This is a genomic window from Streptomyces hyderabadensis, assembly GCF_020404845.1.
In the GTDB taxonomy this organism is placed as follows: Bacteria; Actinomycetota; Actinomycetes; order Streptomycetales; family Streptomycetaceae; genus Streptomyces; species Streptomyces hyderabadensis.
On record NZ_JAIOJZ010000001.1, the window covers coordinates 167,695 to 192,823 of the forward strand.

Annotated in this window: 19 protein-coding genes and 1 riboswitch; of the genes, 10 read left to right on the forward strand and 9 right to left on the reverse strand. The window is 74.8% G+C overall.

Annotated elements, in window-relative coordinates; genetic code table 11:
* The first annotated feature begins 4 nt into the window (after positions 1-4).
* Positions 5-2,398: a transglutaminase TgpA family protein gene (locus K7854_RS00760; protein WP_226024364.1), complete on the forward strand. Its 2,394-nt coding sequence runs from the start codon at positions 5-7 to the stop codon at positions 2,396-2,398.
* A 560-nt stretch (positions 2,399-2,958) separates the two neighbouring features.
* Here K7854_RS00760 and K7854_RS00765 read toward each other — a convergent pair.
* The 3 genes from K7854_RS00765 to K7854_RS00775 form a co-directional block, all read right to left on the reverse strand.
* Positions 2,959-3,366 (reverse strand): spore wall synthesis complex protein, encoded by a 408-nt coding sequence (locus tag K7854_RS00765; protein ID WP_011028137.1) that lies wholly within the window; start codon positions 3,364-3,366, stop codon positions 2,959-2,961.
* A 277-nt stretch (positions 3,367-3,643) separates the two neighbouring features.
* Positions 3,644-4,471 carry a methyltransferase gene (locus tag K7854_RS00770; protein WP_226024365.1) on the reverse strand — a complete coding sequence of 276 codons (828 nt, stop codon included), beginning with the start codon at positions 4,469-4,471 and terminating at the stop codon, positions 3,644-3,646.
* Positions 4,472-4,619: 148 nt separating this feature from the next.
* Positions 4,620-5,207, reverse strand: coding sequence for an SAV_6107 family HEPN domain-containing protein (locus K7854_RS00775; RefSeq protein WP_226024366.1), 588 nt, complete (start codon positions 5,205-5,207; stop codon positions 4,620-4,622).
* 184 nt (positions 5,208-5,391) lie between these two features.
* Between K7854_RS00775 and K7854_RS00780 the strand changes: the two genes are divergently transcribed.
* Both K7854_RS00780 and K7854_RS00785 read left to right on the forward strand, forming a co-directional pair.
* On the forward strand, positions 5,392-6,021 hold the full coding sequence (locus K7854_RS00780) for a TetR/AcrR family transcriptional regulator (protein WP_226024367.1): 630 nt from the start codon (positions 5,392-5,394) through the stop codon (positions 6,019-6,021).
* A gap of 468 nt (positions 6,022-6,489) precedes the next feature.
* Complete coding sequence (locus tag K7854_RS00785) at positions 6,490-8,010, forward strand: phytoene desaturase family protein (protein ID WP_226024368.1); 1,521 nt, start codon at positions 6,490-6,492, stop codon at positions 8,008-8,010.
* Positions 8,011-8,049: 39 nt separating this feature from the next.
* Here K7854_RS00785 and K7854_RS00790 read toward each other — a convergent pair whose 3' ends face one another.
* The 6 genes from K7854_RS00790 to K7854_RS00815 all read right to left on the reverse strand — a co-directional run bounded on the left by K7854_RS00790 (position 8,050) and on the right by K7854_RS00815 (position 13,006).
* The gene (locus tag K7854_RS00790) at positions 8,050-9,036 is read right to left on the reverse strand and encodes an SCO2102 family sporulation regulator (RefSeq protein ID WP_226024369.1); all 987 of its coding nucleotides are present in this window, start codon (positions 9,034-9,036) and stop codon (positions 8,050-8,052) included.
* 56 nt (positions 9,037-9,092) lie between these two features.
* Positions 9,093-10,016 (reverse strand): methylenetetrahydrofolate reductase [NAD(P)H], encoded by a 924-nt coding sequence (gene metF / locus K7854_RS00795; RefSeq protein WP_226024370.1) that lies wholly within the window; start codon positions 10,014-10,016, stop codon positions 9,093-9,095.
* Between the two features lie 124 nt (positions 10,017-10,140).
* The gene (gene thiE / locus K7854_RS00800; protein WP_226024371.1) at positions 10,141-10,812 is read right to left on the reverse strand and encodes a thiamine phosphate synthase; all 672 of its coding nucleotides are present in this window, start codon (positions 10,810-10,812) and stop codon (positions 10,141-10,143) included.
* 124 nt (positions 10,813-10,936) lie between these two features.
* Positions 10,937-11,302: an Rv2175c family DNA-binding protein gene (locus tag K7854_RS00805; protein ID WP_226024372.1), complete on the reverse strand. Its 366-nt coding sequence runs from the start codon at positions 11,300-11,302 to the stop codon at positions 10,937-10,939.
* A gap of 40 nt (positions 11,303-11,342) precedes the next feature.
* The gene (locus tag K7854_RS00810) at positions 11,343-12,623 is read right to left on the reverse strand and encodes an NAD(P)/FAD-dependent oxidoreductase (protein ID WP_226024373.1); all 1,281 of its coding nucleotides are present in this window, start codon (positions 12,621-12,623) and stop codon (positions 11,343-11,345) included.
* 32 nt (positions 12,624-12,655) lie between these two features.
* Positions 12,656-13,006 carry an avidin-fold protein gene (locus tag K7854_RS00815; protein ID WP_226024374.1) on the reverse strand — a complete coding sequence of 117 codons (351 nt, stop codon included), beginning with the start codon at positions 13,004-13,006 and terminating at the stop codon, positions 12,656-12,658.
* Between the two features lie 52 nt (positions 13,007-13,058).
* Positions 13,059-13,170: riboswitch (TPP riboswitch) on the forward strand.
* Between K7854_RS00815 and thiO the strand changes: the two genes are divergently transcribed.
* From thiO to fxsT, 7 genes are all read left to right on the forward strand, one after another.
* Entirely contained in the window at positions 13,168-14,367 is a 1,200-nt protein-coding gene (gene thiO / locus K7854_RS00820; RefSeq protein WP_226024375.1) for a glycine oxidase ThiO, read from the forward strand. It overlaps the preceding riboswitch by 3 nt.
* Positions 14,364-14,564 carry a sulfur carrier protein ThiS gene (thiS, locus tag K7854_RS00825; RefSeq protein WP_226024376.1) on the forward strand — a complete coding sequence of 67 codons (201 nt, stop codon included), beginning with the start codon at positions 14,364-14,366 and terminating at the stop codon, positions 14,562-14,564. The genes thiO and thiS overlap by 4 nt, the downstream gene beginning before the upstream one ends.
* Before the next feature lie 2 nt (positions 14,565-14,566).
* The gene (locus K7854_RS00830) at positions 14,567-15,361 is read left to right on the forward strand and encodes a thiazole synthase (protein ID WP_159330587.1); all 795 of its coding nucleotides are present in this window, start codon (positions 14,567-14,569) and stop codon (positions 15,359-15,361) included.
* Between the two features lie 211 nt (positions 15,362-15,572).
* The gene (gene pknB / locus K7854_RS00835; RefSeq protein WP_226024377.1) at positions 15,573-17,555 is read left to right on the forward strand and encodes a Stk1 family PASTA domain-containing Ser/Thr kinase; all 1,983 of its coding nucleotides are present in this window, start codon (positions 15,573-15,575) and stop codon (positions 17,553-17,555) included.
* A gap of 145 nt (positions 17,556-17,700) precedes the next feature.
* Positions 17,701-19,662, forward strand: coding sequence for a VMAP-C domain-containing protein (locus tag K7854_RS00840; RefSeq protein WP_226024378.1), 1,962 nt, complete (start codon positions 17,701-17,703; stop codon positions 19,660-19,662).
* Positions 19,659-20,675, forward strand: a complete 1,017-nt coding sequence (locus tag K7854_RS00845; RefSeq protein WP_226024379.1) for an AAA family ATPase — start codon at positions 19,659-19,661, stop codon at positions 20,673-20,675. Before K7854_RS00840 ends, K7854_RS00845 begins: the two co-directional genes overlap by 4 nt.
* Positions 20,675-25,108, forward strand: coding sequence for an FxSxx-COOH system tetratricopeptide repeat protein (fxsT, locus tag K7854_RS00850; protein ID WP_226024380.1), 4,434 nt, complete (start codon positions 20,675-20,677; stop codon positions 25,106-25,108). The genes K7854_RS00845 and fxsT overlap by 1 nt, the downstream gene beginning before the upstream one ends.
* The last annotated feature ends 21 nt before the right edge of the window (positions 25,109-25,129 follow it).

A 25,129-nucleotide genomic window follows, 5' to 3' on the forward strand; every position in this document is an offset into this window, starting at 1 on the left:
CGCGATGAGCGGGCGGGCGCGGGTGGCTGCGTGTGCTTGGGCGGCGACCTTGATGGCGGCGTGTGCGTTGTTGCCGCTGGTCGAGCCGGCCACCTGGATCCTGCAGGCGGCGGTCCTGCTGGCGGTGCAGTCGGGGGTGGGCGCGGTGGCCCGGCGGGTGCCGCTGGCGCGGCCGCTGACCATCGCGGTGCAGGCCCTGGTCACGCTGCTGCTGCTGACCCTGGTCTTCGCCCGGCAGCAGGCCTTCGCCGGGCTGGTCCCCGGCCCGCAGGCCTTCCAGCACTTCGCCGACCTGTTCCAGCAGGGCGGCGACGACATCGCCCGGTACGCGATCCCGGCGCCGCTGGAGTCCGACGGCATCCGGCTGATGCTCGTCGGCGGCGTCCTGGTGATCGGGCTGCTGGTGGACACCCTCGCGGTGACCTTCCGCAGCGCCGCCCCGGCGGGCCTGCCGCTGCTCGCCCTCTACTCGGTGGCCGCGGGACTGTCCGAGGGCGGCGCCGACTGGCTGTGGTTTCTGGTCGCGGCGGTCGGCTATCTGATGCTGCTCCTGGCCGAGGGACGTGACCGGCTCTCGCAGTGGGGCCGGGTCTTCGGCGGCTCGTCGCGCGCCCCGGGCCCGGAGCAGGGGCACGCCCTCGCCCCCGTCCGCACCGGCCGCCGCATCGGCGCCTTCGCGCTGGGCATCGCCCTGGTGGTGCCGCTCGCCCTGCCCGCGATGGACGGCGGGCTGCTGGACGGCGCCCGCGGCGGCGTGGGCTCCGGCACCGGTGGCGGCGGCACGATCTCCGCGGTGAACCCGCTGGTCTCGCTGCGGGACAGCCTCAACGTCAACGAGGACCGCCAGGTGCTCTCCGTCCAGACGGACTCCGAGGACCTGTCCAACCTGTACCTGCGCATCGTGTCCCTGGACGACTTCGACGGCACCACCTGGAAGCCGTCCAAGCGGCACATCACCGCCGTGCCGGACGGCACGTTCCCCACCCCGGCCGGCCTCGGTGCCGACATCAGGCGCACGGAGACCCGGACCCTGATCTCGGCCGCCGACTGGTACGCCCAGGACTGGCTGCCGATGCCCTACCCGCCCAGCGGTGTGCGCGTCGCGGGCAACTGGCGCTACGAACCCGTCGGCATGACCCTGGTCGGCGACCACGGCCAGAACACCCGCGGGCTGAAGTACGAGGTGCGCAGCCTGAACGTGCAGCCGACGGCGGAGCAGCTCGCCGCGGCGCCCCCGCCGTCCGCGGCTCTCCTGCGCGAGTACACACGGCTGCCGGACTCGCTGCCCTCGGTGGTCTCCCGGACCGCCCGCGAGGTCACCGCCGGCGCCGCGAACCCCTACCAGCAGGCGGTCAAGCTCCAGGAGTACTTCGCGATCAACGGCGGCTTCGAGTACGACACCCAGGTCAAGGTGGGCAGTGGCTCCGACGCGATCGCCCGGTTCCTGAAGGACAAGGAGGGCTTCTGCGTCCACTTCTCCTTCGCCATGGCGGCGATGGCCCGCTCCCTGGGCATTCCGGCCAGGGTCGCGGTCGGTTTCGCGCCGGGCTCCCCGCAGGCGGACGGCTCGGTGTCCGTGGGGCTGCGGGACGCGCACGCCTGGCCCGAGGTGTACTTCGAGGGCGTGGGCTGGACCCGCTTCGAGCCGACGCCGACGCGTGGCTCGACCCCGTCGTACACCATCACGGACCGGCCGGGCAGCTCGGTGCCGGACCCGGCTCTGCCCTCGCAGAGCGCGGAGACGGAGCCGTCGGCGGCGCCCTCGTCGAGCGACGCCTGCTCGCCGCAGGACAAGAAGCTGGACGCCTGCTCCACCGAGACCGCGGCGGCCCTGCCCGTCACTGGCGGTGACGGACCGAAGTGGTACGGGCTGCTGGCCTGGGCCCTGGCGGGACTGGCGGTGCTGCTGATCCCGCTGGCGCCGATGCTGTGGCGGCTGCGGGCCCGGGCGGTACGGCTCGGGGGCCACGGCCGCGGTGCCGCGGACGCCGGCCCGCACACCCTCGCGGTGTGGCAGGAGCTGACCGACACGGCGTGGGACCTCGGCATCCTGCCCCAGGAGTCGCAGACCCCGCGCAAGGCGGCCGCCCGCATCGTCCGGCTGGGCGGGCTCGACCCGACGTCCGCCCAGGCGGTGCACCGGGTGGCGGACGCCGTGGAGCAGGTCCTCTACGCGCCCCACCCGCGTCTGACGGCGGGGCTGGCGGAGGACGTCCGGCTGGCGACCGCCGGTCTGCGGGCCGCGGTCGGCCGCGGCACCCGGCTGCGCGCACGATTCGCTCCGCGTTCGGCCATTCGGGTGACCTGGACGGTGTCGGCCCGGTGGACGGCGTTGAAACGCCGGGCGGCCGCGTCGTCCCGTCCGGTGTGGCGAAAAACGTCGGACCAGCAGGGCTGAACCCGCCACCCCGACGGGGCGAAGCCCTCCGGCCGGACGGCTGAGCCGTCCGGCCGACCGATGGAGCCGGAGCCCGCCGATCAGTCGCGCTGAGCGCGCCGACGGGCGACAGGCCCTGTCGGGCGACAGTTGGTCTATGGGTGGCCGATCCTCTCGGACCGCAGTCGGTCGACAGGCGGCAGCCCCGGTCGGCCGTCCGGTCGGCTGCCCACCCTCGGCAGACCCCCGGAGTGCGGCCCGTCGGCCAAGCATCTGCGCCCGCCGACCGGTGGCGCGCGCCTCTCCCCGGAGTGCGGAGCCGTTCGGCCGGACGGCTGAGACCGTCGGACCGGTGAGGCCGTCGGGCGGGTGGCAGAGCACGCGAAGCGAGCCCAGCCCTCCGGCCGGGCGGCGGAACCAGTCGGCCCGGGTGAGGCTGGGCCGCGCGGCCGGGTGGCCGGGGCGTCGGCCAGGGTGGGCGGCGTGCCCCGGGCGTTCCTGGGTGTGCGTGAGGGGGTGACCACCCGGACGGTGGTCACCCCCTCACGCGGATGTCCTGGTGAGCGGCTGCTCCGGCGGCGCTACTGGCCGCCCTGCTGCTCATCCCTGCGGCGCTGCCAGCGCTCGTCGATGCGGTCCATCATCGAGCGTTTCTGTCGTCCTTGGCGGCGTGCTGCCTGCGGACCGGCACCGGCCGCCTGCTGCTGCTCGCCCGGCTTGGGGGCCTTGCGCCAGCCGGTCACGGCGAGCACCGCGCAGCCCAGCATGACGAGGAAGCCCACCACACTGAGCCACACCTGCTGGGCGACCATACCGGCCATGAGGAGCGCAATACCTACGAGGAAGCCCGCGACCGCCTGGTAGACCCGTCGCCGGGTGTACGTACGCAGCCCGCTTCCCTCGAGCGCTGTCGCGAACTTGGGATCTTCGGCGTACAGCGCTCGCTCCATCTGCTCGAGCATGCGCTGCTCGTGCTCCGAGAGCGGCACGGAGTCCTCCTCATCGTGCAGTCGCCGGGGCGACCCGGGGGGTCCCTTCAGGATAGGCAGGGAATCGCCCCCGTGAAACCCGCCCCTCTGCGCCAATTGACCAACCGGACTCCGTCATGGCCGTACCGGCTCGCTGAAAGTCCCATTCCCCAGCGGCCGACCCGTCATGCCGGACGGTCTCCCTCGATCATACGGCGACTGCCCCCCGTTCGGGGGGCCTGTGGCGTACTCCATCTGCAGTCGCGCCCCTGATCAGCGCCTTACCCCACCGGTCGGCTCAGGCCCCGTCGGCCCCTCGCGTCTCACCGAGCACATGGAGCTGAGTGGCCACGGAGTGGAACGCCGCGAGTTCGGCCGCCGCGGCCTCCAGCTTCAGCAGGGCGTCCATGGCGCCGGGCTCGGTGTCCACCAGCACGCCGGGGACGAGATCGGCGAAGACCCGCACGCCGTGCACGGCGCCGACCCGGAGCCCGGCGGCCTCGACCAGCCCGGTGAGCTGCTCGGCGGTGAAGCGCCGCGGCACCGGGTCACCCGCGCCCCAGCGGCCGTCCGGGTCGTCCAGGGCCCGCCGGGCCTCCGTGAAGTGGCCGGCGAGGGCACGCGCCAGCACGGCGCCGCCCAGACCCGCGGCCAGCAGGCTCAGGACGCCGTCGGCGCGCAGCGCCCCCACCGCGTTGCGGACGCCCTCCGCGGGGTCGTCCACGTACTCCAGGACGCCGTGGCACAGCACCGCGTCGTAGCCGCCGCGCTCGACCACGTCGAAGAGGCCGCGGGCGTCGCCCTGGACGCCCCGCACGCGGTCGGCGACGCCGGCCTCGGCGGCCCGGCGCTCCAGGGCGAACAGGGCGTTGGGGCTCGGGTCCACGACGGTGACGCGGTGGCCGAGGCCGGCCACGGGCACCGCGAAGTTGCCGCTGCCGCCGCCGGTGTCGAGGACGTCCAGCGTCTGGCGGCCCGCGGCCTTGGACCGGCGGTCCAGGGCGTCCTGGAGGACGTCCCAGACCACGGCGGTGCGCAGGGCGGCCCGGGAACGGGAGGGCTCGGAACGCGGAGCCGCCGGGTGCGGTCGGGGCTGGGAGGCGGGCGGGCGCATCGGGTCCGACACGGCAGTTGACTCCTCGGCGCGGCACCGCCTCGGACACGGGCGGAGCGAACGGGCTGCCGCCCCCGCCCGGCGCGGGGAGGGGGAGGCTTCAGGCGCCTCCCACCCTATTGCCTGCGCCGCGCCGGCCGGTCACCCGTCACCGCCCCGGTCATCCCGCGTCCGGCAGGTCGCGGCCCGGGTGGCCGGCGTCGTGCTGGTCGGGGTGTTCCGGGCCGGACGGATCCGTGTCGGGGCGCGGCTGGGGCAGGACCGGCTGGAGGACCAGCATCCGCTCCACCAGGCGCAGGAACATCGCCACGTCGCGTATCAGGTCGTCGGCGTCCCGGGTGCCCGCCGCGCCCTGGATGCCCGCCTCGGCGCGGGCCCGGCGCCGCGCGCCGGAGGCGAACAGCGCGCTCCAGTCGGACAGCTCGGGGGCGATCTCGGGCAGCACCTCCCAGGCGCTGCGGATGCGGGCCCTGGCCCGCGGGCTGGTCTCCGGACGGCCGCGCGCGGCCAGCACCGCGGCGGCGGTGCGCAGCGCGGCGAGGTGGGCCGTCGCGTAACGCTCGTTCGGCGTTTCCAGGGTGGTGGCCTCCTCCAGTCCGGCCCGGGCCTGGGCGAGCAGGTCGAGGGCGGCGGGCGGGGCGGTCGTCCGGCGGAGCACGGGGTGCACGTCGCTCGCCGGTCCGGTCAGTGAGGGTGCAGGGCCGGCTGCGCGGCGCCGCCGGGCGGCGGCTGCGGACGAGTGGGCCATGACGATCCTCCTGTCGTCTCCGTGACGGCACGCCCCGGGCAGGAGGTGCCGTATGTGCCCATCGTGAGGTATGGCACTGACAATCCGTTCTGACCTGGACTTTTGCTTCGATCGACTGTTCGGTTCGGGTCCCGGGCGGGCCTGCGGTGACGGCCCCGCGCGGGGTGCTGTGAGAATCGGGACCATGGACAGCAGCAGCACCGCCTCGCAGCACGGCAGCCGTCGCGAGGCCACCCGGCAAAAGCTCTACGAGGCGGCGGTCACCCTCATCGCCGAGCAGGGCTTCTCCGCCACCACCGTGGACGAGATCGCCGAGCGGGCCGGGGTCGCCAAGGGCACCGTCTACTACAACTTCGCCAGCAAGTCCGTCCTCTTCGAGGAGCTGCTGCGGCACGGTGTCGGCCTGCTGACCGCCTCACTGCGCCAGGCCGCGGAACGGACGGCCCGGGAGGGCCGCGGCCGGGTCGACGCCCTGGACGCGATGATCCGCGCGGGGCTCGTCTTCATCGACCGCTATCCGGCCTTCACCCAGCTGTACGTGGCCGAACTGTGGCGCACCAACCGGGCCTGGCAGTCCACGCTGCTGGTGGTCCGGCAGCAGGCCGTGGCGGTGGTGGAGGGCGTGCTGCGCGAGGGCGTGGCGAGCGGCGAGTTCAGCGAGGAGATCGACGTGCCGCTGACCGCCGCCGCGCTCGTCGGCATGGTGCTGGTGGCCGCGCTGGACTGGAAGGCGTTCCAGCCGGAGCGCTCCCTGGACGACGTGCACGCCGCGCTGTCGCGGCTGCTCCAGGGACGCGTGAGCGGCCGGGGCTGAGCGGGCGCCGTTGAGCGGCCGGAGCCGTCCGGGCGGCGGGGGGTGACGCACGAAGAACGCCGGTCCGTGGTGGCCGCGTCCCCCGCGGGCCGCCGTCGGACCGGCGTCTTCTCGTGCTCCCCCGTACGTCCCCCCGTCGGCACTCCCGTCGCCGGTCGTCCCTCCGGGCTCCCCCGTGTCTCGCTCCCGCCGACCACGGTCGGCGGAAGGAGCGGATCGCGGGCCCGGCTCCGTTCCGGCGCCCCGTGCCGCCGGTCCCGGAGCCGTGCCCCTCTCCGTGCCTCCACTCTCTCGTTCCCGCAGGTCGGAGCCCATCCGCGCGCGTACTCATCTGCCGGACTAGGTACAGCTACTCAGGCCTGGGCACCCCGCCCCACGGGGCGCCGCCGCCGACCGGTCACCTGGACGTCCGTTGCGGTGCTCAGCCCTCGCACGGCGGTGCCGGTGGCGGCGGTTAAAGTCCCTGGCATGGCACGGATTGCGGTGATCGGCGCCGGGATGGGCGCCATGGCGGCGGCCGCCCGGCTGGCCGTCGCGGGCCACCGGGTGGTGGTGTACGAGCGGGGGCGGACGTACGGCGGAGCCCTGGGCCGGTTCGAGCGGGACGGGTTCGGCTTCGACACCGGTCCCGGTCTGCTCCCGCTGCCCGCGGTCTGGCGCGATCTGTTCGTGAAGACCGGCAAGGAGCCGCTGGAGGCGTGCGTCGAGCTGGTCCAGGTGGACCCGTCGTCCCGGCACGTCTTCGCGGACGGCACGGAGGTCTCGCTGCCGAACGCCTCCCGGGCAGGTGTCGTCGCCGCCCTGGACGCGGCACTCGGTGCGGGCGCCGGGCGGCTGTGGGGCGACTTCCTGGTGCGGGCCCGGGAGACCTGGGACCGCACGCGCCGCCCCCTCCTGGAGGAGCCGCTGTGGCCGAACTGGCGGGTGCTGGCCGAGCGCGAGCCCTACCCGGCGGTCCCGCACAAGCGGCTGCTGCGCACCCGTCGGGCCGGCACGCTCGCGGAGGTCGGCGCCTGGGAGCTGCGCGACGCCCGGCTCGCCGCCCTGCTGGAGAGCCATGCGCTCGCCCACGGCCTGGACCCCCGCACCGCCCCGGCGAACACCGCCGTCCTGCCGTACATGGAGTACGCGTTCGGCGTGTGGTACGTGCGCGGCGGCGGCCTGCGGGAGCTGGCGCGGGCGGTGTACGAGCGGTGTCTGGCCCGCCGGGTCGAGTTCCGCTTCGGGGCCGAGGTCACCGGGGTCGTGGCGAAGGACGGCCGGGTGGCGGGTGTGGAGCTGGCCGAAGGGGGTGTGACGGAGGCGGATCTGGTGGTCTCCGGCGTGGCCCCGGAGGTACTGGAGGGCCTGTGCGGCGGAGTCCCGGTGCGGGGCGAGGGCGAGGTGCCGGCGCAGCGCGGCGGGGCGAGCCGGCTGTCGGTGCTGCTGGCGCTGCGGGGCGGCCGCCCCGCGGGCACGGCGCACCGGACGGTGGTGCACGCGGCGGACCGTGCGGCCGAGTTGGACTGTCTGTTCGGCGCCGCTCCCGGGATGGCAGCGCGGCCGACCGTCACCGTCCTGCGGCCCGACGACCCCGCGCTGGTCCCGGACGCGGACCACGAGGCGGTCACCCTCTCCGCGGTGGTGCCTGCCCTGGGTGGTGAGTCCGACTGGGCCACGACCGAGGTGTCCGCCCACTGGGCCGAGCAGCTGATCGACGTCGCCGAGCGGGCGATACCGGACCTGCGCGACCGTCTCCTGTGGCACGAGGTGCGCACCCCGGCCGAGGTCGCGGCGGACACCGGTGCGGCCGGGGGCGCGATTCCGGTACCGGCGTTCGCGGGTGCCGACGGACGGCTGCTGCACCCGGCGAACGGCACGCGCACCCAGGGCCTGTTCACCGTCGGCGGCTGGTCGCACCCCGGCGGGGGGCTGCCGCACGCGGGGATGTCGGGCGCGCTGGTCGCCGGACTCGTGGTGGAGGGACCGGAGTTCCGCGGCTCCCAGTGAGCGGCGGACGGGGCGGCCGCCGAGGCCGGGCGGGGTTGCTCAGAAGCGGTACTGCTCGTCGTAGCCCTGGCCCTGCGGCTGGCCGTTGCCCTGGTAGGGGTACGGCTGCTGCTCGGGCGGGAGTTCGCCGCCGTAGGCGTCGTCGGTGCTGCGCTGCTGCGGCACCCACACCCCGCCGGCCGGGGTCTCGCCGCCGTAGCCGCCGGGCGCGCCGGTGGCGTACTGGTCCTGGCCGTAGCCCTGCTGGCCGTACTGCTGCCCGCCGGTCGTGTCGTAGCCGCCGGTGTCGTACGCCCCGCCGCCGTAGGTGTGGGTGCCGATGTACGGGTCGGAGTAGGCGGCGTACTGCTGCTGGGCGCCGGTGTCGTAGCCGTACTCCTGCTGCTGGCCGTAACCGGAGTAGTCGTAGGCGTAGGCCTGGTCGGCGCCCGGTGCGGTGGCGGCCTGCTGCTGGCCGGTGCCGTAACCGGAGTCGGTGTAGATGCCGTACGAGTTGGTGTCGTCCGGCATGGGCTGCGGTTCGTAGACGGCGGTGGTCTCCGCGGCCGAGGGGTCGGCGGCGGGCCGGGCCGGGGTGAAGACGTCGTCGCGGTCGTAGTCGTCGGGCCCGTACGGCGGTGCGTCCTGGCCCGGGGCCGCGTGCGCCTGGGCGGCGCGCTCGTCGTAGCCGTCGTGGTCCCGGCCGCCCTCGGCGGGGCCGACCCCGGAGTCCTCCAACGCCGGTTCCCGGCGGCCCCGTTCGGGACGCCCGCGTTTGCCGACGAGGCTCGCCGGGGCGTTGACCGCCCAGCCGGCCTCGAAGCCGCGGCGGAACGACAGGGTGACGTAGGTCTGGCCGACCGCGAAGGCGGCGGCGCCGAGCCCGATGACGAGCACGTTCGACATCAGCACGCCGGCGACCACCCCGACGAAGCCGCCGAAGGCGAGCAGCCGCCAGCGCAGCCGCGCCTTGTACTGCAGCAGCACCTCGCCGAGCAGCCACAACGCGACGACGCCGAACGCGATGTAGAGGACCGTCCAGCCCATGTACGCCCCTCTCCCAGTGGCCGTTACGCAGTGTGTCGCAAATACGTGCGGCCGGTCTAGGCCCGCGGTGGGTGGTGCAGGCCCAGGTTCTCGTAGATTTCCAGGGTCGCCGTGGAGTTGTTGAGCGTGATGAAGTGCAGTCCGGGCACACCCTCGGCCAGCAGTCGCGCGCAGAACTCCGTGGCGAACTCGATGCCGATCGAGCGTACCGCCGCCGGATCGTCCTTGGCTGTGAGGATCCGCTCTTTCAGCTCCGGCGGGAACGAGGCGTTGCTGAGCTTCGGCAACCTCTCCAGCATCTTCACACTGGTCACCGGCATGACCTCGGGGATGACCGGGGTCTCGCAGCCGGCCGCGGCGACCCGGTCGCGCAGCCGGAGGTAGGACTCGGGCTGGAAGAACATCTGGGTGATGGCGTAGTCGGCGCCGGCCCGGCACTTGTCGACGAAGTGCGCGACGTCCGTGTCCCAGTCGGCGGAGCGCGGGTGCATCTCCGGGAAGGCGGCGACGCCGACGCAGAAGTCGCCCGACTCCTTGATGAGCCTGACCAGTTCGGCGGCGTAGGTCAGGCCCTCGGGGTGCGCGATCCAGTCGGCGCCCGGGTCGCCGGGCGGGTCGCCGCGCACCGCCAGCATGTTGCGGATCCCGGCGTCGGCGTACTGGCCGATGATGTTGCGCAGCTCGGCGACGGAGTGGTCGACGGCGGTGAGGTGCGCCACCGGGGTCAGCGTGGTGTCGGCGACGATCTGCTGGGTCTCGCGGACCGTGCCCGCGCGTGTGGAGCCGCCGGCGCCGTAGGTCACGGAGACGAAGTCCGGGGCCACGGCCTCGACCCGCCGCAGCGCACTCCACAGGTTCTTCTCGCCCTTGGGCGTCTTCGGCGCCGAGAACTCGAACGAGTACGTCGTCTTGCCGGTGGCGAGGATGTCACGCACCGTGCGGGCGCGATCAGTCCTCGTGCTTGCGGTTCCGAGGGCCATATGGGCAGGTTAGCCAGGGTGCGGCGGTCACCCAACCGGATGCGGGACTTTTGTCCACATTGTCGAGTTGTTGTCCACCCTTTGGACACCTGCCCGCCGGCCGACGTCCGTTGCCGACGGGCGGCTAGACCCGGGCCGGGGCCTGCCGCAGCCGCTTGGCGAACTCTGCGGCCGCCGCGCCCGGGTCCTCGGCGGCGGTGATCGCGCGGACGACGACCACGCGCCGGGCGCCCGCGTCCAGCACCTCGTCGAGGTTGCCGAGGTCGATGCCGCCGATCGCGAACCAGGGGCGGTCGGTGCCCAGCGCCGCCGTGCTGCGGACCAGGTCCAGGCCGGGTGCGTGGCGGCCGGGCTTCGTGGGGGTCGGCCAGCACGGACCGGTGCAGAAGTAGTCCACGCCCTCCTGGACGGCGGCAGCGGCGGCCTCGGACTCGGCGTGCGTGGAGCGGCCGATCAGCACCTCGTCGCCGAGGATGGCGCGGGCGGCGGGCACCGGCAGGTCGCCCTGGCCGAGGTGCAGCACGTCGGCGCGGGCGGCGTGGGCGACGTCCGCGCGGTCGTTGACGGCGAGGAGCTTGCCGTGGCGGGCGCAGGCGTCGGCGAGGACCTCCAGGTGCGCCAGCTCCTCCGCCGCCTCCATGCCCTTGTCCCGCAGCTGCACGATGTCGACGCCGCCGGCGAGCACGGCGTCCAGGAATTCGGGCAGGTCGCCCTGGCTGCGGCGGGCGTCCGTGCACAGGTAGAGCCGGGCGTCGGCGAGCCGGGCGCGGGCGGTGGTCGCGGCGGTGTCGGGCATGCGGGTGTCCCCCCGGTGAGTGGCGCGGTCCCACGACGGGCCGCGCGGTGGTGGCGTACGGGCACGGGCGCCCGGCGTGCGTGGCCCGCACGCCGGGCGGTGTGGCGGATCGGCGAGGGGCCTCTCAGACGGCGAGCGCCTGGGCTCGGCGCTTCACCTCCGTACCGCGATTCTCACTCAGGGCCTGTGCCGGGGTGCCGGGCAGGCTCGGGTCGGGCGTGAAGAGCCACTCCAGCATCTCCTCGGCCGTGAAGCCGTCGTCCCGCAGCAGCGTCAGCGTGCCGACCAGGCCCTTGACGACCTTGTCCTCGTCGATGAAGGCGGCGGGGATGTGCAGTGCGCGGTTCTCACCGCGGCGTACGGCGATGAGCTGGCCTTCCTTGATCAGCTGGCGTACCCGGGTCACCTCGATACCGAGCTTCTCGGCGATGTCGGGAACGGTGAGCCAGGCGGGCACGAGAGCATCGGTCTTTGCGTCAATCTCGGTCACGCCTCCAGCCTGCCACCTGGCACTGACACTCGGAAACCGGCTACGCCGTGGCCGTCGTCGCCGCCTTCAGCGGCTTCGCCGGGTCGGCCAGCAGCTCCGGGTCCATCGTCGCCCCCGACTCGATCAGCCGTCTGCCCTGCGCCAGGTCGCGGGGGCGGCCCACCGCCAGCACGGCGACCAGGCGGCCCTCGCGCAGCCAGCAGACCGTCCACGCCGCGCTCGCGGGGTCGCCGCGCCACACGGTGGTGTCGGCGGACGCGTGGTGACCGGCGTACTGGACGAAACGGCCGAACTGCTCGGACCAGAAGTACGGCACCGGGTCGTAGGCCGCCGGGACCTCGCCGGCCGGCCCGCCGACGATGTCCGCGGCGACCGTGCGGGGGCCCTGGAGGGCGTTGTCCCAGTGGTGCACCAGCAGCCGCTCGCCGTAGCGGGCGGAGGGGAAGGAGGCGCAGTCGCCGACCGCGTGGACGTCCGGCGCGGAGGTGCGCAGGTGGCCGTCGGCCAGGACCTCGCCGTGCACGCCGAGCGCGATGCCGGAGCCGGCCAGCCAGCCGGTGGCGGGGCGGGCGCCGATGCCGACGACGACCGCGCCGGCGGGCAGCCGGGTGCCGTCGTCGAGGACGACCCGGCCGGGCTCACCGGGGCCGCCCGGCTCGACGCGCTCCACGCGCGCGCGGGTGCGCAGTTCGGCGCCCGCGTCGGCGTACCAGGCGGCCATCGGCGCGGTGACCTCGGCGGGCAGCGCGTCGGCCAGCGGCCGGTCGGCGGCCTCCACCACGGTCACCGCGCAGCCCGCCTCACGCGCGGCGGTGGCGAACTCGGCGCCGATCCAGCCCGCGCCGACCACCACGATCTCGTGCTGCCGGGCGAGCACCGGCCGCAGCCGTTCGGCGTCGTCCAGGGTGCGCAGCAGGTGCACCCCGGGCACGCCCTCGGAGCCCGGGAGCCGGACCGGTTCGGCGCCGGTCGCCAGGACGAGCGCGTCGTACGGCACCGGCCCCTCGGAGGTGTCCAGCACGTGTTCGCCGGGGCGGACGCCCAGGGCCGCGCAGCCCAGCCGCAGGGTGATGCCGAGCGCCTCGAAGTCGACGTCGAAGGCGGAGCCCTCGGCGGTGCCGAGCAGGACGGCCTTGGACAACGGGGGCCGGTCGTACGGCTGGTGCGGTTCCGCGCCGATCAGGGTCACCGGGCCGGCGAAGCCCTGTTCCCGCAGGGCGACCGCGGTCTGCACGCCCGCCATCCCGGCGCCCACGACGACCGCGCGCCGCTCCGCGCCCGCCGCCGGTCCCTGTCCCCGTTCCCGCGTCTGCTCGCTCACCCGATCACCATAGACACCTGCCGGGCCGCCGGTCACAGCCCGTGCGCGTCGAGCTGTTCCACCACGCTGGTCCCGCTGCCCGGCTGCGACTCCCACTCCCAGGTCTCCTCCAGCCGCACGCGCCCGTCGGGCAGCTCGACGACGGTGGACCGGCAGTGCCCCGAGGAGGTGCTGCCGTCGGTCCTGAGCTGTACGTACCGGAAGTCGAGGCGGTCGCCCTCCCTGGTGCCCACCAGCCGCCCGCGCACCACGTCACCGCCCTCGTACTCGGCCCACACGGCGCCGTCCTGCTCGTGGTAGGTGAACCGGGTACGCGTGCCCACCTGGCCGGGCGCCTGGTCGGCGACGGGGGCGAGGACGAGACCGTCGAGTGAACGCGCCACGGGTGGAGGCTCCCTTACACGTGCGATGCGCTGCGGGCTAGGGTGGCCAACGTAAGGCACTCGCGGGAGCCCGGACGCACCGGGCTGAGAGGGAGGCTGGCGGCCTCCGACCGTACGAACCTGATCCGGGTCATGCCGGCGAAGGGAGGGGCTGGACGCCCATGTCGTCTCCACCACACACGCCTCGTACGTCCCGTACACCCGACGTGCTCGTCGTCGGCGGCGGGATCATCGGGCTGGTCACCGCCTGGCGGGCCGCGCAGCGCGGGCTGGTCACGGCCCTCGTCGACCCCGAGCCGGGCGGCGGGGCGGCCCAGGTGGCCGCCGGGATGCTGGCCGCCGTCACGGAGCTGCACTACGGCGAGGAGACCCTGCTCGCGCTGAACGTCGCCTCCGCCGGCCGTTACCCCGGTTTCGCGGCCGAGCTGACCGAGCTGACCGGTCACGACCTCGGTTACCGCCGCTGCGGCACCCTCGCCGTCGCGCTGGACGCCGACGACCGCGCCCACCTGCGCGAGCTGCACGCCCTCCAGCAGCGTTCCGGCCTGGAGTCCGAGTGGCTGTCGGGGCGCGAATGCCGGCGTCTGGAGCCGATGCTCGCGCCGGGCGTGCGCGGGGGGCTCCGGGTGGACGGCGACCACCAGATCGACCCCCGCCGCCTCGCCCACGCGCTGCTGGAAGCCTGCGCACGCGCGGGCGTGGTCTTCCACCGGGTGTGGGCCGAGCGGCTCACCGTCGGGCGCGGGGACCGGGCCACGGGCGTCGTCACCGCCGACGGCACCGCGCTGGAGGCCGGGCAGGTGGTACTGGCCGGGGGGAGCCTGAGCGGGCGGCTGGCGGGCGTGCCGGAGGCCGTGCTGCCGCCGGTGCGGCCGGTGAAGGGGCAGGTGCTGCGGCTGACCATGCCGCGCACGGGCGCACGGGCGCCGCTGCTGAACCGGACCGTGCGCGCCGTCGTGCGGGGCAACCACGTCTACCTGGTGCCCCGGGAGAGCGGCGAGCTGGTCGTCGGCGCCACCAGCGAGGAGCTGGGCTGGGACACGACGGTCACCGCGGGCGGCGTCTACGAGCTGCTGCGCGACGCGCACGAGCTGGTGCCCGGCATCACGGAGCTGCCCCTGACGGAGACCCGCGCGGGTCTGCGTCCCGGCTCCCCGGACAACGCCCCGCTGCTCGGCCCGACCGCCCTGGACGGCCTGCTGCTGGCCACCGGTCACTACCGCAACGGCGTCCTGCTCACCCCCGTCACCGGCGACGTCATGGCGGACGTCCTGACCGGCGGGGAGCTGCCGCCGCCGGCCCGCCCCTTCAGCCCCCGGCGCTTCGGCGCCGTCCCCGCACTCTCGGAGCAGCCCGCATGAACATCTCCGTCAACGGCGAGCCGCGCGAGGTGGCTCCCGGCACGGCCCTGGACGTCCTGGTGGGCACGCTCACCCGGGCCCCGTCCGGGGTGGCCGCCGCCCTGAACGAGACCGTCGTCCCGCGCGCGCGGTGGTCCGCCACCGCCCTGGCCGAGGGCGACCGCGTCGAGGTCCTCACCGCCGTCCAAGGAGGCTGACCATGGCCGACGATCCCTTTGTCCTCGGCGGTACGACGTACGCGTCCCGCCTGATCATGGGCACCGGCGGGGCGCCCAGCCTGGACGTGCTGGAGCGCGCGCTGGTGGCCTCCGGTACGGAGCTGACGACCGTCGCGATGCGGCGGGTGGACGCCTCGGTGCACGGCTCCGTGCTGTCCGTGCTGGAGCGGCTCGGCATCCGGGTGCTGCCCAACACGGCCGGCTGCTTCACCGCCGGGGAGGCGGTGCTCACCGCCCGGCTGGCGCGCGAGGCGCTGGGCACGGACCTGGTCAAGCTGGAGGTCATCGCCGACGAGCGCACCCTGCTGCCGGACCCGGTCGAGCTGCTGGACGCGGCGGAGACGCTGGTCGACGACGGGTTCACGGTGCTGCCGTACACCAACGACGACCCGGTGCTCGCGCGGAAGCTGGAGGACGTCGGCTGCGCGGCGATCATGCCGCTGGGCTCGCCGATCGGGTCCGGGCTCGGGATCCGCAACCCGCACAACTTCCAGCTGATCGTGGAGCACGCGCGCGTGCCGGTGATCCTGGACGCCGGGGCCGGTACGGCGTCGGACGTGGCGCTGGCGATGGAGCTGGGGTGTGCGGGTGTGATGCTCGCCTCGGCGGTGACGCGGGCGCAGGAGCCGGTGCTGATGGCCTCCGCCATGCGGGCGGGGGTGGAGGCGGGGCGGTTGGCCCGCCGGGCGGGGCGGATTCCGCGGCGGCATTTCGCCGAGGCGTCTTCTCCTGCGGAGGGCTTGGCGGTGCTGGATCCGGAGCGGCCGGCCTTTTAGCCGGCCGGTCCTGGGGCTGGGCGGGGGCGGGAGCGCAGCCCGGCGTTGCGGGTGCCGCTGCGCCCACCCGTGCCGCCCCAGCGGCACGACTGCCCGCAGCGGGGGCGTCGCACGACTGTCCGCAGTTGCGTACGTCACAGGTGCGCTGCAGTCCCGCTCCCGTTCTGCTCGGCGGCGCGGGGTGTCCGTGGTGGCTCGTAGACTCACCTGCGTGGACACGACCCTCCAGGACCCTCTCGTCGGGCAGGTGCTCGACGGCCGGTACCGCGTCGAGGCGCGGATCGCGGTCGGCGGGATGGCCACGGTCTACCGGGCCGTGGACACCCGCCTGGACCGCGTGCTCGCGCTGAAGGTGATGCACCCGACGCTCGCGACCGACGCCACCTTCGTCGAGCGGTTCATCCGCGAGGCCAAGTCGGTGGCCCGGCTCGACCACCCCAATGTCGTCCAGGTCTTCGACCAGGGTGCCGAGGGGGCGTACGTCTACCTGGCGATGGAGTACATCGCGGGCTGCACCCTGCGGGACGTGCTGCGCGAACGCGGGGCGCTCAGGCCGCGGGCCGCGCTGGACATCCTGGAGCCGGTGCTCGCCGCGCTGGGCGCCGCGCACCGGGCGGGGTTCGTGCACCGGGACATGAAGCCGGAGAACGTGCTGATAGGCGACGACGGCCGGGTCAAGGTCGCCGACTTCGGCCTGGTCCGGGCCGTGGACACGGTCACCAGCACCACCGGTGCCGTCCTCGGCACCGTCTCCTATCTGGCGCCCGAGCAGATCGAGCACGGCGCCGCCGACCCCAGGGTCGACGTCTACGCGTGCGGTGTCGTGCTGTACGAGATGCTGACCGGCGCCAAGCCGCACGACGGGGACTCCCCCGCGGCGGTGCTCTACAAGCACCTGCACGAGGACGTGCCGCCGCCGTCGGCCGCGGTGCCGGAGATGGCCTACGAGCTGGACGAGCTGGTCGCCGCGGCCACCGCGCGCAACCCGGAGATCCGGCCGCACGACGCCGTGGCGCTGCTCGCGCGGGCCCGCGAGGCGCGGGCGGCGCTGAGCACGGCACAGCTGGACGCCGTCCCGCCGCAGGCGCTCGCCGGGGAGCACGACAACGCCGAGGACCGCACGAGCGTGATCCCGCGCGCCCTGACGATGCCCCGGCCGCTGCCCGTCAACGAGGACGACGAGACCGAGGGGACCGACGGCACGGACGGCCGCTTCACCGCGGGCGGCGGGGTCGGCCCGGACGGAGTCAACCGCACCAGCCGGCTCGCCGCTCCCCCGCCGCCCCCCGCCCCGTCCCGGCGGCTCCGGCTGCGCCGCGGGCCGCTGACGATCGTCGTGGCCGTGCTGCTGGTGCTCGGGGTCGGCACGGGCGTCTGGTACATCAACTCCGGCCAGTTCACCAAGGTGCCGCCGCTGCTGTCCAAGACCGAGGCGCAGGCCCGGGACCGGCTGGACGACGCCGGTCTCGACGTCGGCAAGGTGCGGCACGCCTACAGCGACACCGTGGAGCGCGGCAAGGTCATCAGCACCGACCCCGCGGCCGGTGACCGCATCCGGAAGAACGACTCCGTGTCCCTCACCGTCTCCGACGGCCCCGACACCGTGAAGCTGCCGGACGTGGCGGGCTACAAGCTGGACAAGGCCCGGACGCTGCTGGAGGACGAGGGGCTGGAGCCGGGCATGGTGACCCGGGCGTTCAGCGACGAGGTGGCCAAGGGCTTCGTGATCTCCACCAAGCCCCGCTCGGGCACCACGGTGCGCGCGGGCTCCGCGGTCGCCCTGGTCGTCAGCAAGGGCAGCCCGATCGACGTCCCGGACGTCACCGGCGACGACCTGGACGACGCCAGGGAGGAGCTGACCCGGGCCGGCCTGGAGGTCAAGGTCGCCGACGCGCGGGTGAACTCGGAGTACGACAGCGGCCAGGTGGCCCGGCAGACGCCGGAGCCGGGCGGCCGCGCCGCCGAGGGCGACACGGTGACGCTCACCGTGTCCAAGGGCCCCCGGATGATCGAGGTCCCGGACGTGGTCGGGGACAGCGTGGACGACGCCAAGCAGAAGCTGGAGGACGCGGGCTTCGAGGTGGACGAGGACCGCGGTCTGCTCGGGCTGTTCGGCGACACCGTCAAGAAGCAGTCCGTGGACGGCGGGGACACCGCTCCCGAGGGCTCCACCGTCACCATCACGATCCGCTGACGGGGCGGCCCGACAGGCCGAACCCCATGGTCAACAGGCCGTGTACGAAGGGGTGTTGCCCCCTCTGCTTCCCCGGGCACGGACCGCTACTATGGCGGCTCCGCAGGCGGTCGGGGCCTGCGGTGGCGGACGGGGGGAGGGCGCCGTGGCGGCGGAACCGGTCGTGCGGACGGCCGTCACCGACGACTGGCAGGTGAGCATCCTCGGCCCGGCCGGCAACCCGGTGGGCGGCGGAGTCATCGTCCCGCCCCGTTACGTGCTGACCTGCGCCCACGTCGTGACGTCGGCCATGGGCGGACGCCTGGAGGACGACCCGCACGCCACGGTCACGGTGACCCTCAGCAGCGGGCTGAAGCTGACCGGCTCCCCGGGCGGCGGGCACCACTACACGGGCGGCAGCCACCACGAGGACGTCTCGGTGCTCACCCTGCACGGCGACCTGGGGCAGGCCAACGGCCAGTTCCCCACCTCGCACGCCCATCTGTCCACCGGCGGCTACACCGCCAAGCGGCCCATGCAGGTGTACGGCTATCCGCAGGGGCAGCCGCACGGGGTGTGGGCGGACTGTCTGATGGCCGGGCGGGGCGGCCCGGAGTCGGCGCTGATCCAGCTGAACGACGCACCGGACACCGGCCGCCGGGTGGCCCGCGGCTACAGCGGCTGCGGGGTCCGGGACGCCGCGACCTCCCGCGTCGCCGGGCTCGCCGTGCTGCGCGACAAGTCGCCCGAGGCGGGCGTGACCTGGATGATCCCGCTGGAGCGGCTGGCCCGCGACTGGCCCCCGTTACGGGCGGCGCTGGCGCTGTCCGGCGAGCGCCTGGCGCCGCTGCCCGCGCCGGCGCCGCCGGATCCGGACGACGGCCCGTTCGACGACGAGGCGATGGACGACCTCTACCGGCTGCTGCTCGACGGCCGGCTCGCGATGCCGGGCCTGGTAGCGCTGCGCGACGACGCGCTCGGACCGGTGCGCCGCCCCTGGCAGGGCTCCCCCGAGGACATCCTGGGCATCGTGCACGACCTGCGGCACATCGCCCAGGCGGGCCGGCCGGTGCCGCCGCTGCTGACCTTCGTCGCCGCGCTGTCCCGGCGGGTCCCCGGGCCCCGCGGCCAGGAGCTGGCCCGTTGGGTGCGCGGGCGGGCGGGCCACTGCACCCCGGCGGTCGATCCCGGCCCGCTGCTGGAGCGCCGGGTGCGCCCCGGCGGGGCGGGCACCCGGTGGACGTACGCCACCTTCCGCGTCACTCCGGCGTCGCCGGGCCGGCACTACCTGCTCGACGTGTTCCGGCAGCACGAGGGCGCGCCGCGGGAGGCCGTGCAGCAGTACACCGAGGCGATGCGGCTGGCGCGGCTGGAGCGGCTCGTGGTGGACGAGATCATCCGGATGCGCCGGGAGAAGGCCATCGACTCCCCCGACCTGTTCGTGGAGTTCGTCCTGCCCCGCGAGCTGCTGGGCCGGCCGGTCGACGGACTGCCGATCACGACCCCGAGCGGCGCGGAGGTGCGCCTGGGGGTGGTGCACCCGGTCGCCGTGCGCAGCCTCGAGCGCCAGAACGCGTCGGAATGGGTCGACTGGGGGCATAACTGGTCCCGGAAGTGGGACAGGATGAAGGCATTGTCCGCACTCTCCGGAGAGGGCGTGGTCGCGGTGGTCCCCGCCCGGAACCAGGACGGTCCGTCCCACGAGGCACTGTTCTCCGCCCTGTACGCGGACGACGGGCCGCTGGCGCTGGTCCTGGGTTTCCCGCCGCGGGTGCCCCGCAGGCGCGCCCCGGACTCCCCGCGGGTGCCCCGCAGGCGTGCCCTCGACGCCGAGTTCGACGCGGCCCTGGACGCGGGGGTGCCGGCCCTGGTCTGGGCCCACGACGAGCAGGACGGGCCGTCCGTCGTCGCCGACCTGCCGGACCGGCTGCGGGCCGCCGGGGCGCGCACGCTGCCCGGGGAGGTGCTGCGGGCCCGGCGCGGGGAGTGGTCGTCCCGGCCGGGTGCGGCCCGGCCGCGGGTCGGGGGCGGTCTGCGGCTGGGCTTCCTGTGGGACCCGTTCGACCGGCTGCCCCCGCACACGCCCCTGACCCCACCAGCTCCCGCTTCCGGAGGTGCCTCGTCGTGACCGAGCCCGCAGCCCCGCAGCCGCCTGCGTGGTGGATCTACCGCGGTGACGGTGTCCCGCACAACGGCATCGAACGGCTGCCCGATCCGCCGAGCTGGCGCCCGCTGCAGCAGGGCATGCCGCCGCAGGACGAGCCCGTGCCCCCGCAGCCCGCCGACACCCGCCGCGGCCGGGTCTTCCAGGTGGACCACGGCCTCGTCGACGCGGTCAACGCCGCGCTGCTGCTGCGCCGCCCGCTGCTGCTGACCGGGCGTCCCGGCACCGGCAAGTCCACCCTCGCGCACGCGGTCGCCTACGAGCTGGGCCTCGGCCCGGTCCTGCACTGGCCGGTGACCTCGCGCACCACGCTGCGGGACGGCCTGTACGCCTACGACGCCATCGGCCGGCTGCACGAGGCCAACCTGCGCCGCGCCGGACTGGAGACCGGGGAGGGCACCGGCGACATCGGCCGCTTCCTGCGGCTCGGGCCGCTGGGCACGGCGCTGCTGCCGCGCCGCCGTCCCAGGGTCCTGCTCGTCGACGAGCTGGACAAGAGCGACATCGATCTGCCCAACGACCTGCTCACCGTGTTCGAGGAGGGCCGCTTCACCGTCGAGGAGCTGCTGCGGCTGCCGCCGGAGCAGCGCACCGTCCCGGTGCGGACGGCGGACGGGCTCAGCGCCCCGGTGACGGACGGCGAAGTGGAGTGCTGGGCCTTCCCGTTCGTGGTGATCACCTCCAACGAGGAGCGGGAGTTCCCCGCCGCCTTCGCCCGGCGCTGCCTGCGCTACGACATCGAGCAGCCGGGTCCGGACCGGCTGGCGGCGATCGTCGCCGCGCACCTGGGCGCCGACGCGCTGGAGGAGGCGGCGCCCCTGGTGGAGGCGTTCCTCGCGGAGCAGAGCAACGGGAGTGTCGCGGTGGACCAGTTGCTCAGCGCCATCCAGCTGGCGCGGGCCGGTGCCGACGAGGACCCGGAGCAGTGGCAGGACCTGCTGCGCACCCTGTGGCGGCACCTGGAGACGGGGCCCTGATGCCGTACGAACCGCCGGAGCACCCCGCTCCGGACGCCCGGGAGATCGCCGAGGTCCTGTGGCTCGCGGCGCGGCTGGCCCGTGCGCCCCAGGACCCGGAGCCCGCCCGGCCGGCCTCCACCGCCCCCCGGCTGTCCGGGATCGCGGGCCAGCTGGAGCCGGGCTCACCGCGCCGGGGTCCCAGGGCCCGGCCACCGGCCGATCCGCCCGGCCCGGCGCCGGACGGCACCTGGTCCGAGGGGGCCGTGCCGGGGGCCGGGGAGCCGCGGCTGCACATGCGGAGCACCGACGCGCCGGACGGCCGTACGAGCGCCCCGGTACCGGCGCTGCCGGTGCGCTCCCCGGGGGTGCGGCCGCTGGCCCGGTCGGCGGAACTGGCCAAGGCCCTGCGGCCGTTGCGGCGGCGGGCCGCCTCCAGCGTCCGGCACCGGCTGGACGAGGAGGCGACGGCCGACCGGGCGGCCGAGACCGACGTCTGGGAGCCGGTGCTGGTCCCGGCGGAGGAACCCTGGCTCGACCTCGTGCTCGTGGTGGACACCGGCGAGTCGATGGTGCTGTGGGACGGCGCGGTGGCCGAACTGCGCGCGGTGCTGCGCCGGGTGGGCGCCTTCCGCTCCATCGCCGTGCGCTGGCTGGAGCACCTGCCGGACGGCTCCGTGACGGTGCGCGCCACCCCGCCGCCGTGGCCGGACGGCGCGGCCCCGCGCTCCGCCACCGGTGCGGACCGGCGGCTGCCCCACTCCCCGCGCGGCGCGGTGCTGGTCCTCAGTGACGCGATCGGTCCCGGGTGGGGCTCGGGTGCCGCGCACCGGCTGCTGGCCCGCTGGGCGCGCGGCGGCCCGACGGCGCTGGTGCAGCCGCTGGACCGGCGGCTGTGGCACCGCACCGCGCTGCGGCCGCTGCCCGTCGCGCTCAAGGCGTCCCGGCCCGGCGCCCCCAACGCGGACCTGCGCTCGGACGCCGACCGGCCGGGGCTGCTGGTGCCCGTGGTCGAACTCGCCCCGGCGGCCCTGCAGATGTGGGCGCGGCTGGTCGCGCGCCCCGAGTCCTCGCCCTTCCACGGGTACGCCGTACGGGCGGACGCCGCCCCGCGCCGGACGCCGGGGCAGGGGGCGGGCCCGGGCGGTGCGGGGCCCGCGGCGCGGGACGCGCGGCTGTCGCCGCTCGACCGGGTGCTGGCGTTCCGCGCGGAGGCCTCGCCGCAGGCTTTCGAACTGGCCGGATATCTCGCCGCCGCTCCCCTCTTCCTGCCGGTGATGCGCCTGGTGCAGCAGGTGATGGCGCCGCGCACGACCCCCTCGCACCTGGCGGAGGTCTTCCTGTCCGGCCTGCTGCACCCGGTGCCGGCGCAGCCCCGCCCGGCCGAGCAGACCGAGTTCGACTTCCCCGAGACCGTGCGGTCGCTGCTGCTGGGTTCGCTGCACCGGCAGGAGAGCCGCCGGGTCCTGACCGCCGTGTCGGGCTATCTGGCGGAGCACTCCTCGGCGCCGTACCGGTTCGACGCGACGCTGACCGACCCCTCGCGCGGGCTGCCCTCCCGGATCAGTGTCGAGAGCCTCCCCTTCGCCAAGGTCGACGCGGCGGTCGCCGACGCCCTGGGCGGCGGCTTCGCCGCCCGCGCCCGCGAACTGCGGGACCTCATCTCCCGGCAGCAGCGCCCCGGGGGAGATGGTGACGCAAAGTCGCCATACGATGACGGTGTGACTGACACCACATCCACCAGCGGAGCCATCGAAACGGGCGCCGGCCGCCCCCGCCCGGCCGGTCCCGGCACCCGGACCGGGGGGACGTCCGCACATCCGGGGGAACAGTCACGGCACACAGCGGAAAGGGATCCATCCGTGGCCGAGTCCGCCTCTCACCCGGTCGGCGTCAACGGCCCCCCGAAGACGGCGCAGGCTCCGACGGGCGCCCTTCCGACGCTCACCCGTCCGATGCGTTTCGAGGAGACCGTGCCGCAGGTGTGGGGCCGGCGCATCCCGCCGCGCAACCACAACTTCACCGGGCGCAGCGAGCTGATCACCCAGTTGCACGACCGGCTGGCCGACCGGCGGGCGGCCATCGTGCCGCAGGCCTTCTTCGGACTCGGCGGCGTGGGCAAGACCCAGCTGGCCGTGGAGTACATCTACCGCTACCAGTCCCAGTACCAGCTGATCTGGTGGATCAACGCCGAGGACCCCGCCCTGGTCCGCTCCGCCATCGCCGCTCTCGCACCGCACCTGGGCCTGGAGGCCGGGCCCAGCGGTGACGAGGCGCTTCCGCTCGTCCTCGACGCGCTGCGCCGGGGCTCTCCCTTCCGCAGGTACCTCTTGGTCTTCGACAACGCCGACCGTCCCGAGGACCTGGAGGAGTACTTCCCCTCCGGCGAGGGACACATCCTGATCACGTCCCGCAACCAGAGCTGGGCCGGTCACGCGCACCCCGTCTCGGTGGACGTCTTCTCCCGCGAGGAGTCGGTCCGCTTCCTGCAGCGCCGGGTGCCCGGCATGCCGACGCAGGACGCCTCCCGCCTGGCGGAGGCGCTGGGCGACCTGCCGCTCGCGGTGGAGCAGGCCGGTGCCTGGCACGCGGAGACGGCGATGTCGGTCGACGAGTACCTGGAACTGCTGCGCGAGCACGCGGACCGGCTGCTGGACACCTCCGTGCCCTCGGGGTACCCGCACTCCGTGGTGGCGACCTGGAACCTGGCGATGGAGCGCCTGGAGCAGCGCAGTCCGGCGGCCGTGCAACTGCTGCGGCTGTGCTCCTGCATGGCCCCGGAGCCGATCAGCTGGGCCATGCTGCGCAGCGCCGCGTTCGCCCCGCTGCCCTCGCCGCTCGCCGAGGCGCTGCGCGATCCCGTCGAACTGGGCCTGGCCACCCGGGAGATCGGCCGGCTCGCCCTGGCCCGGATCGACCACCGCAGCAACAGCCTCCAGATGCACCGGCTGGTGCAGGCGGTGCTCTTCAACCAGATGTCGGAGCAGGAGCAGGAGGACACCTACCACCTGACCCACGTGCTGCTGGCCGCCGCCGACCCGCAGGAGCCGGAGGACAACGACAACTGGCGCCGCTACTCCGAGCTGCGGCCGCACATCCGTCCCACCCGGGCCGTGGAGTGCGACCACCGGGAGGTGCGGGACCTGGTCATCAACGAGATCCGCTACCTGTACCTGCACGGCGACTACACCGGCGGCACGGAACTGGCCGAATTCGCCCGCAAGGAGTGGCAGCAGCGGCTGGGCGACGACCATCCGCAGACGATGCGCACCACCCGCTCCTACGCCACGCTGATCCGCAACTTCGGCCGTTTCGACGAGGCCCGGGAGCTGAACGCCCAGCTGCTGGTGCGGGCCCGCCGGGTGTTCGGCGAGGACCACGAGGAGACGCTGGCCATCGCCAACAGCAACGCGGCGGACCTGCGGGTGCTGGGCGACTTCGAGCAGGCCACGGAGCGGGACGCCGACACCCTGGAGCGGCTGACCAGGAGCTTCGGCCGGGACTACCCGCTGGCGCTGATGTCCGCCGCCAACCACGCGCTGGACCTGCGGCTGCTCGGCCGCTTCCAGGAGGCGCTGGAGCTGGACGCGGACACCTACCAGCGGCGGGTGCGCATCTTCGGCCCCGACGACCCGGTCACGCTGGTGGTGGCCGCCAACTACGCCCGCGACCAGCGGGAGCTGGGCGACTACCGGGGTTCCACCGAGTCGCTGCGGGCGCTGTACCCGAAGCTGCGGGACCGGCAGGGCCGCGAGCACCCGTCTACGCTGGACGTGGCGAAGAACCTCGCGGTCTCGCTGCGCGCGATGGGCGCCTACGAGGAGGCGTACGACCGGTCCTCGCGGACGGTGGAGCGCTACCGGGCGCGGTACGGCGAGGGCGACCTCAACACGCTGGCGGCGGTGGGCAACTACGCCATCGACCTGCTGCTGCGCGGCGAACTGGAGGACGCCGAGCGGCTGGCCGCGCAGACCGTGGCCGGGTACGAGCAGTTGTTCGGCGCGGACCACCCGTACCTGCCGATGACCGAGACGAACCACGCCCTGGTCCTCAGCGCGCTGGGCGAGCACGAGCGGGCGCTGTCCCTGAACCTGACGGCGTACGAGAAGCTGGCGGCCCGGTTCGGCCCGGAGCACAACTGCACCCTGCGCTGCGGGGTCAACCTCGCCAACGACCTGCACTCGGCGGGCCGCCACGAGGAGGCGGCGCAGGCCGACGGCCGGCACCTGGACGCCCTGCGGGCCACCGTCGGACCGGATCACCCGGTGACCCTGGTCTGCGGCGGCAACCTGGCGCACGACCTGCGCGCCCTGGGCCGGGACGAGGAGGCCGAGGCGCTCCGCGCGGACGTCCTGGCCCGCTTCGCCCGCACCCTGGGACGGGACTACCCGGTCGCCGAGGTCTTCGCCAGGGGCGAGCGGGCGTTCTGCGACATCGAGACCCCGGTGTTCTGACCGTCCTCCCCGGCTGCTCCG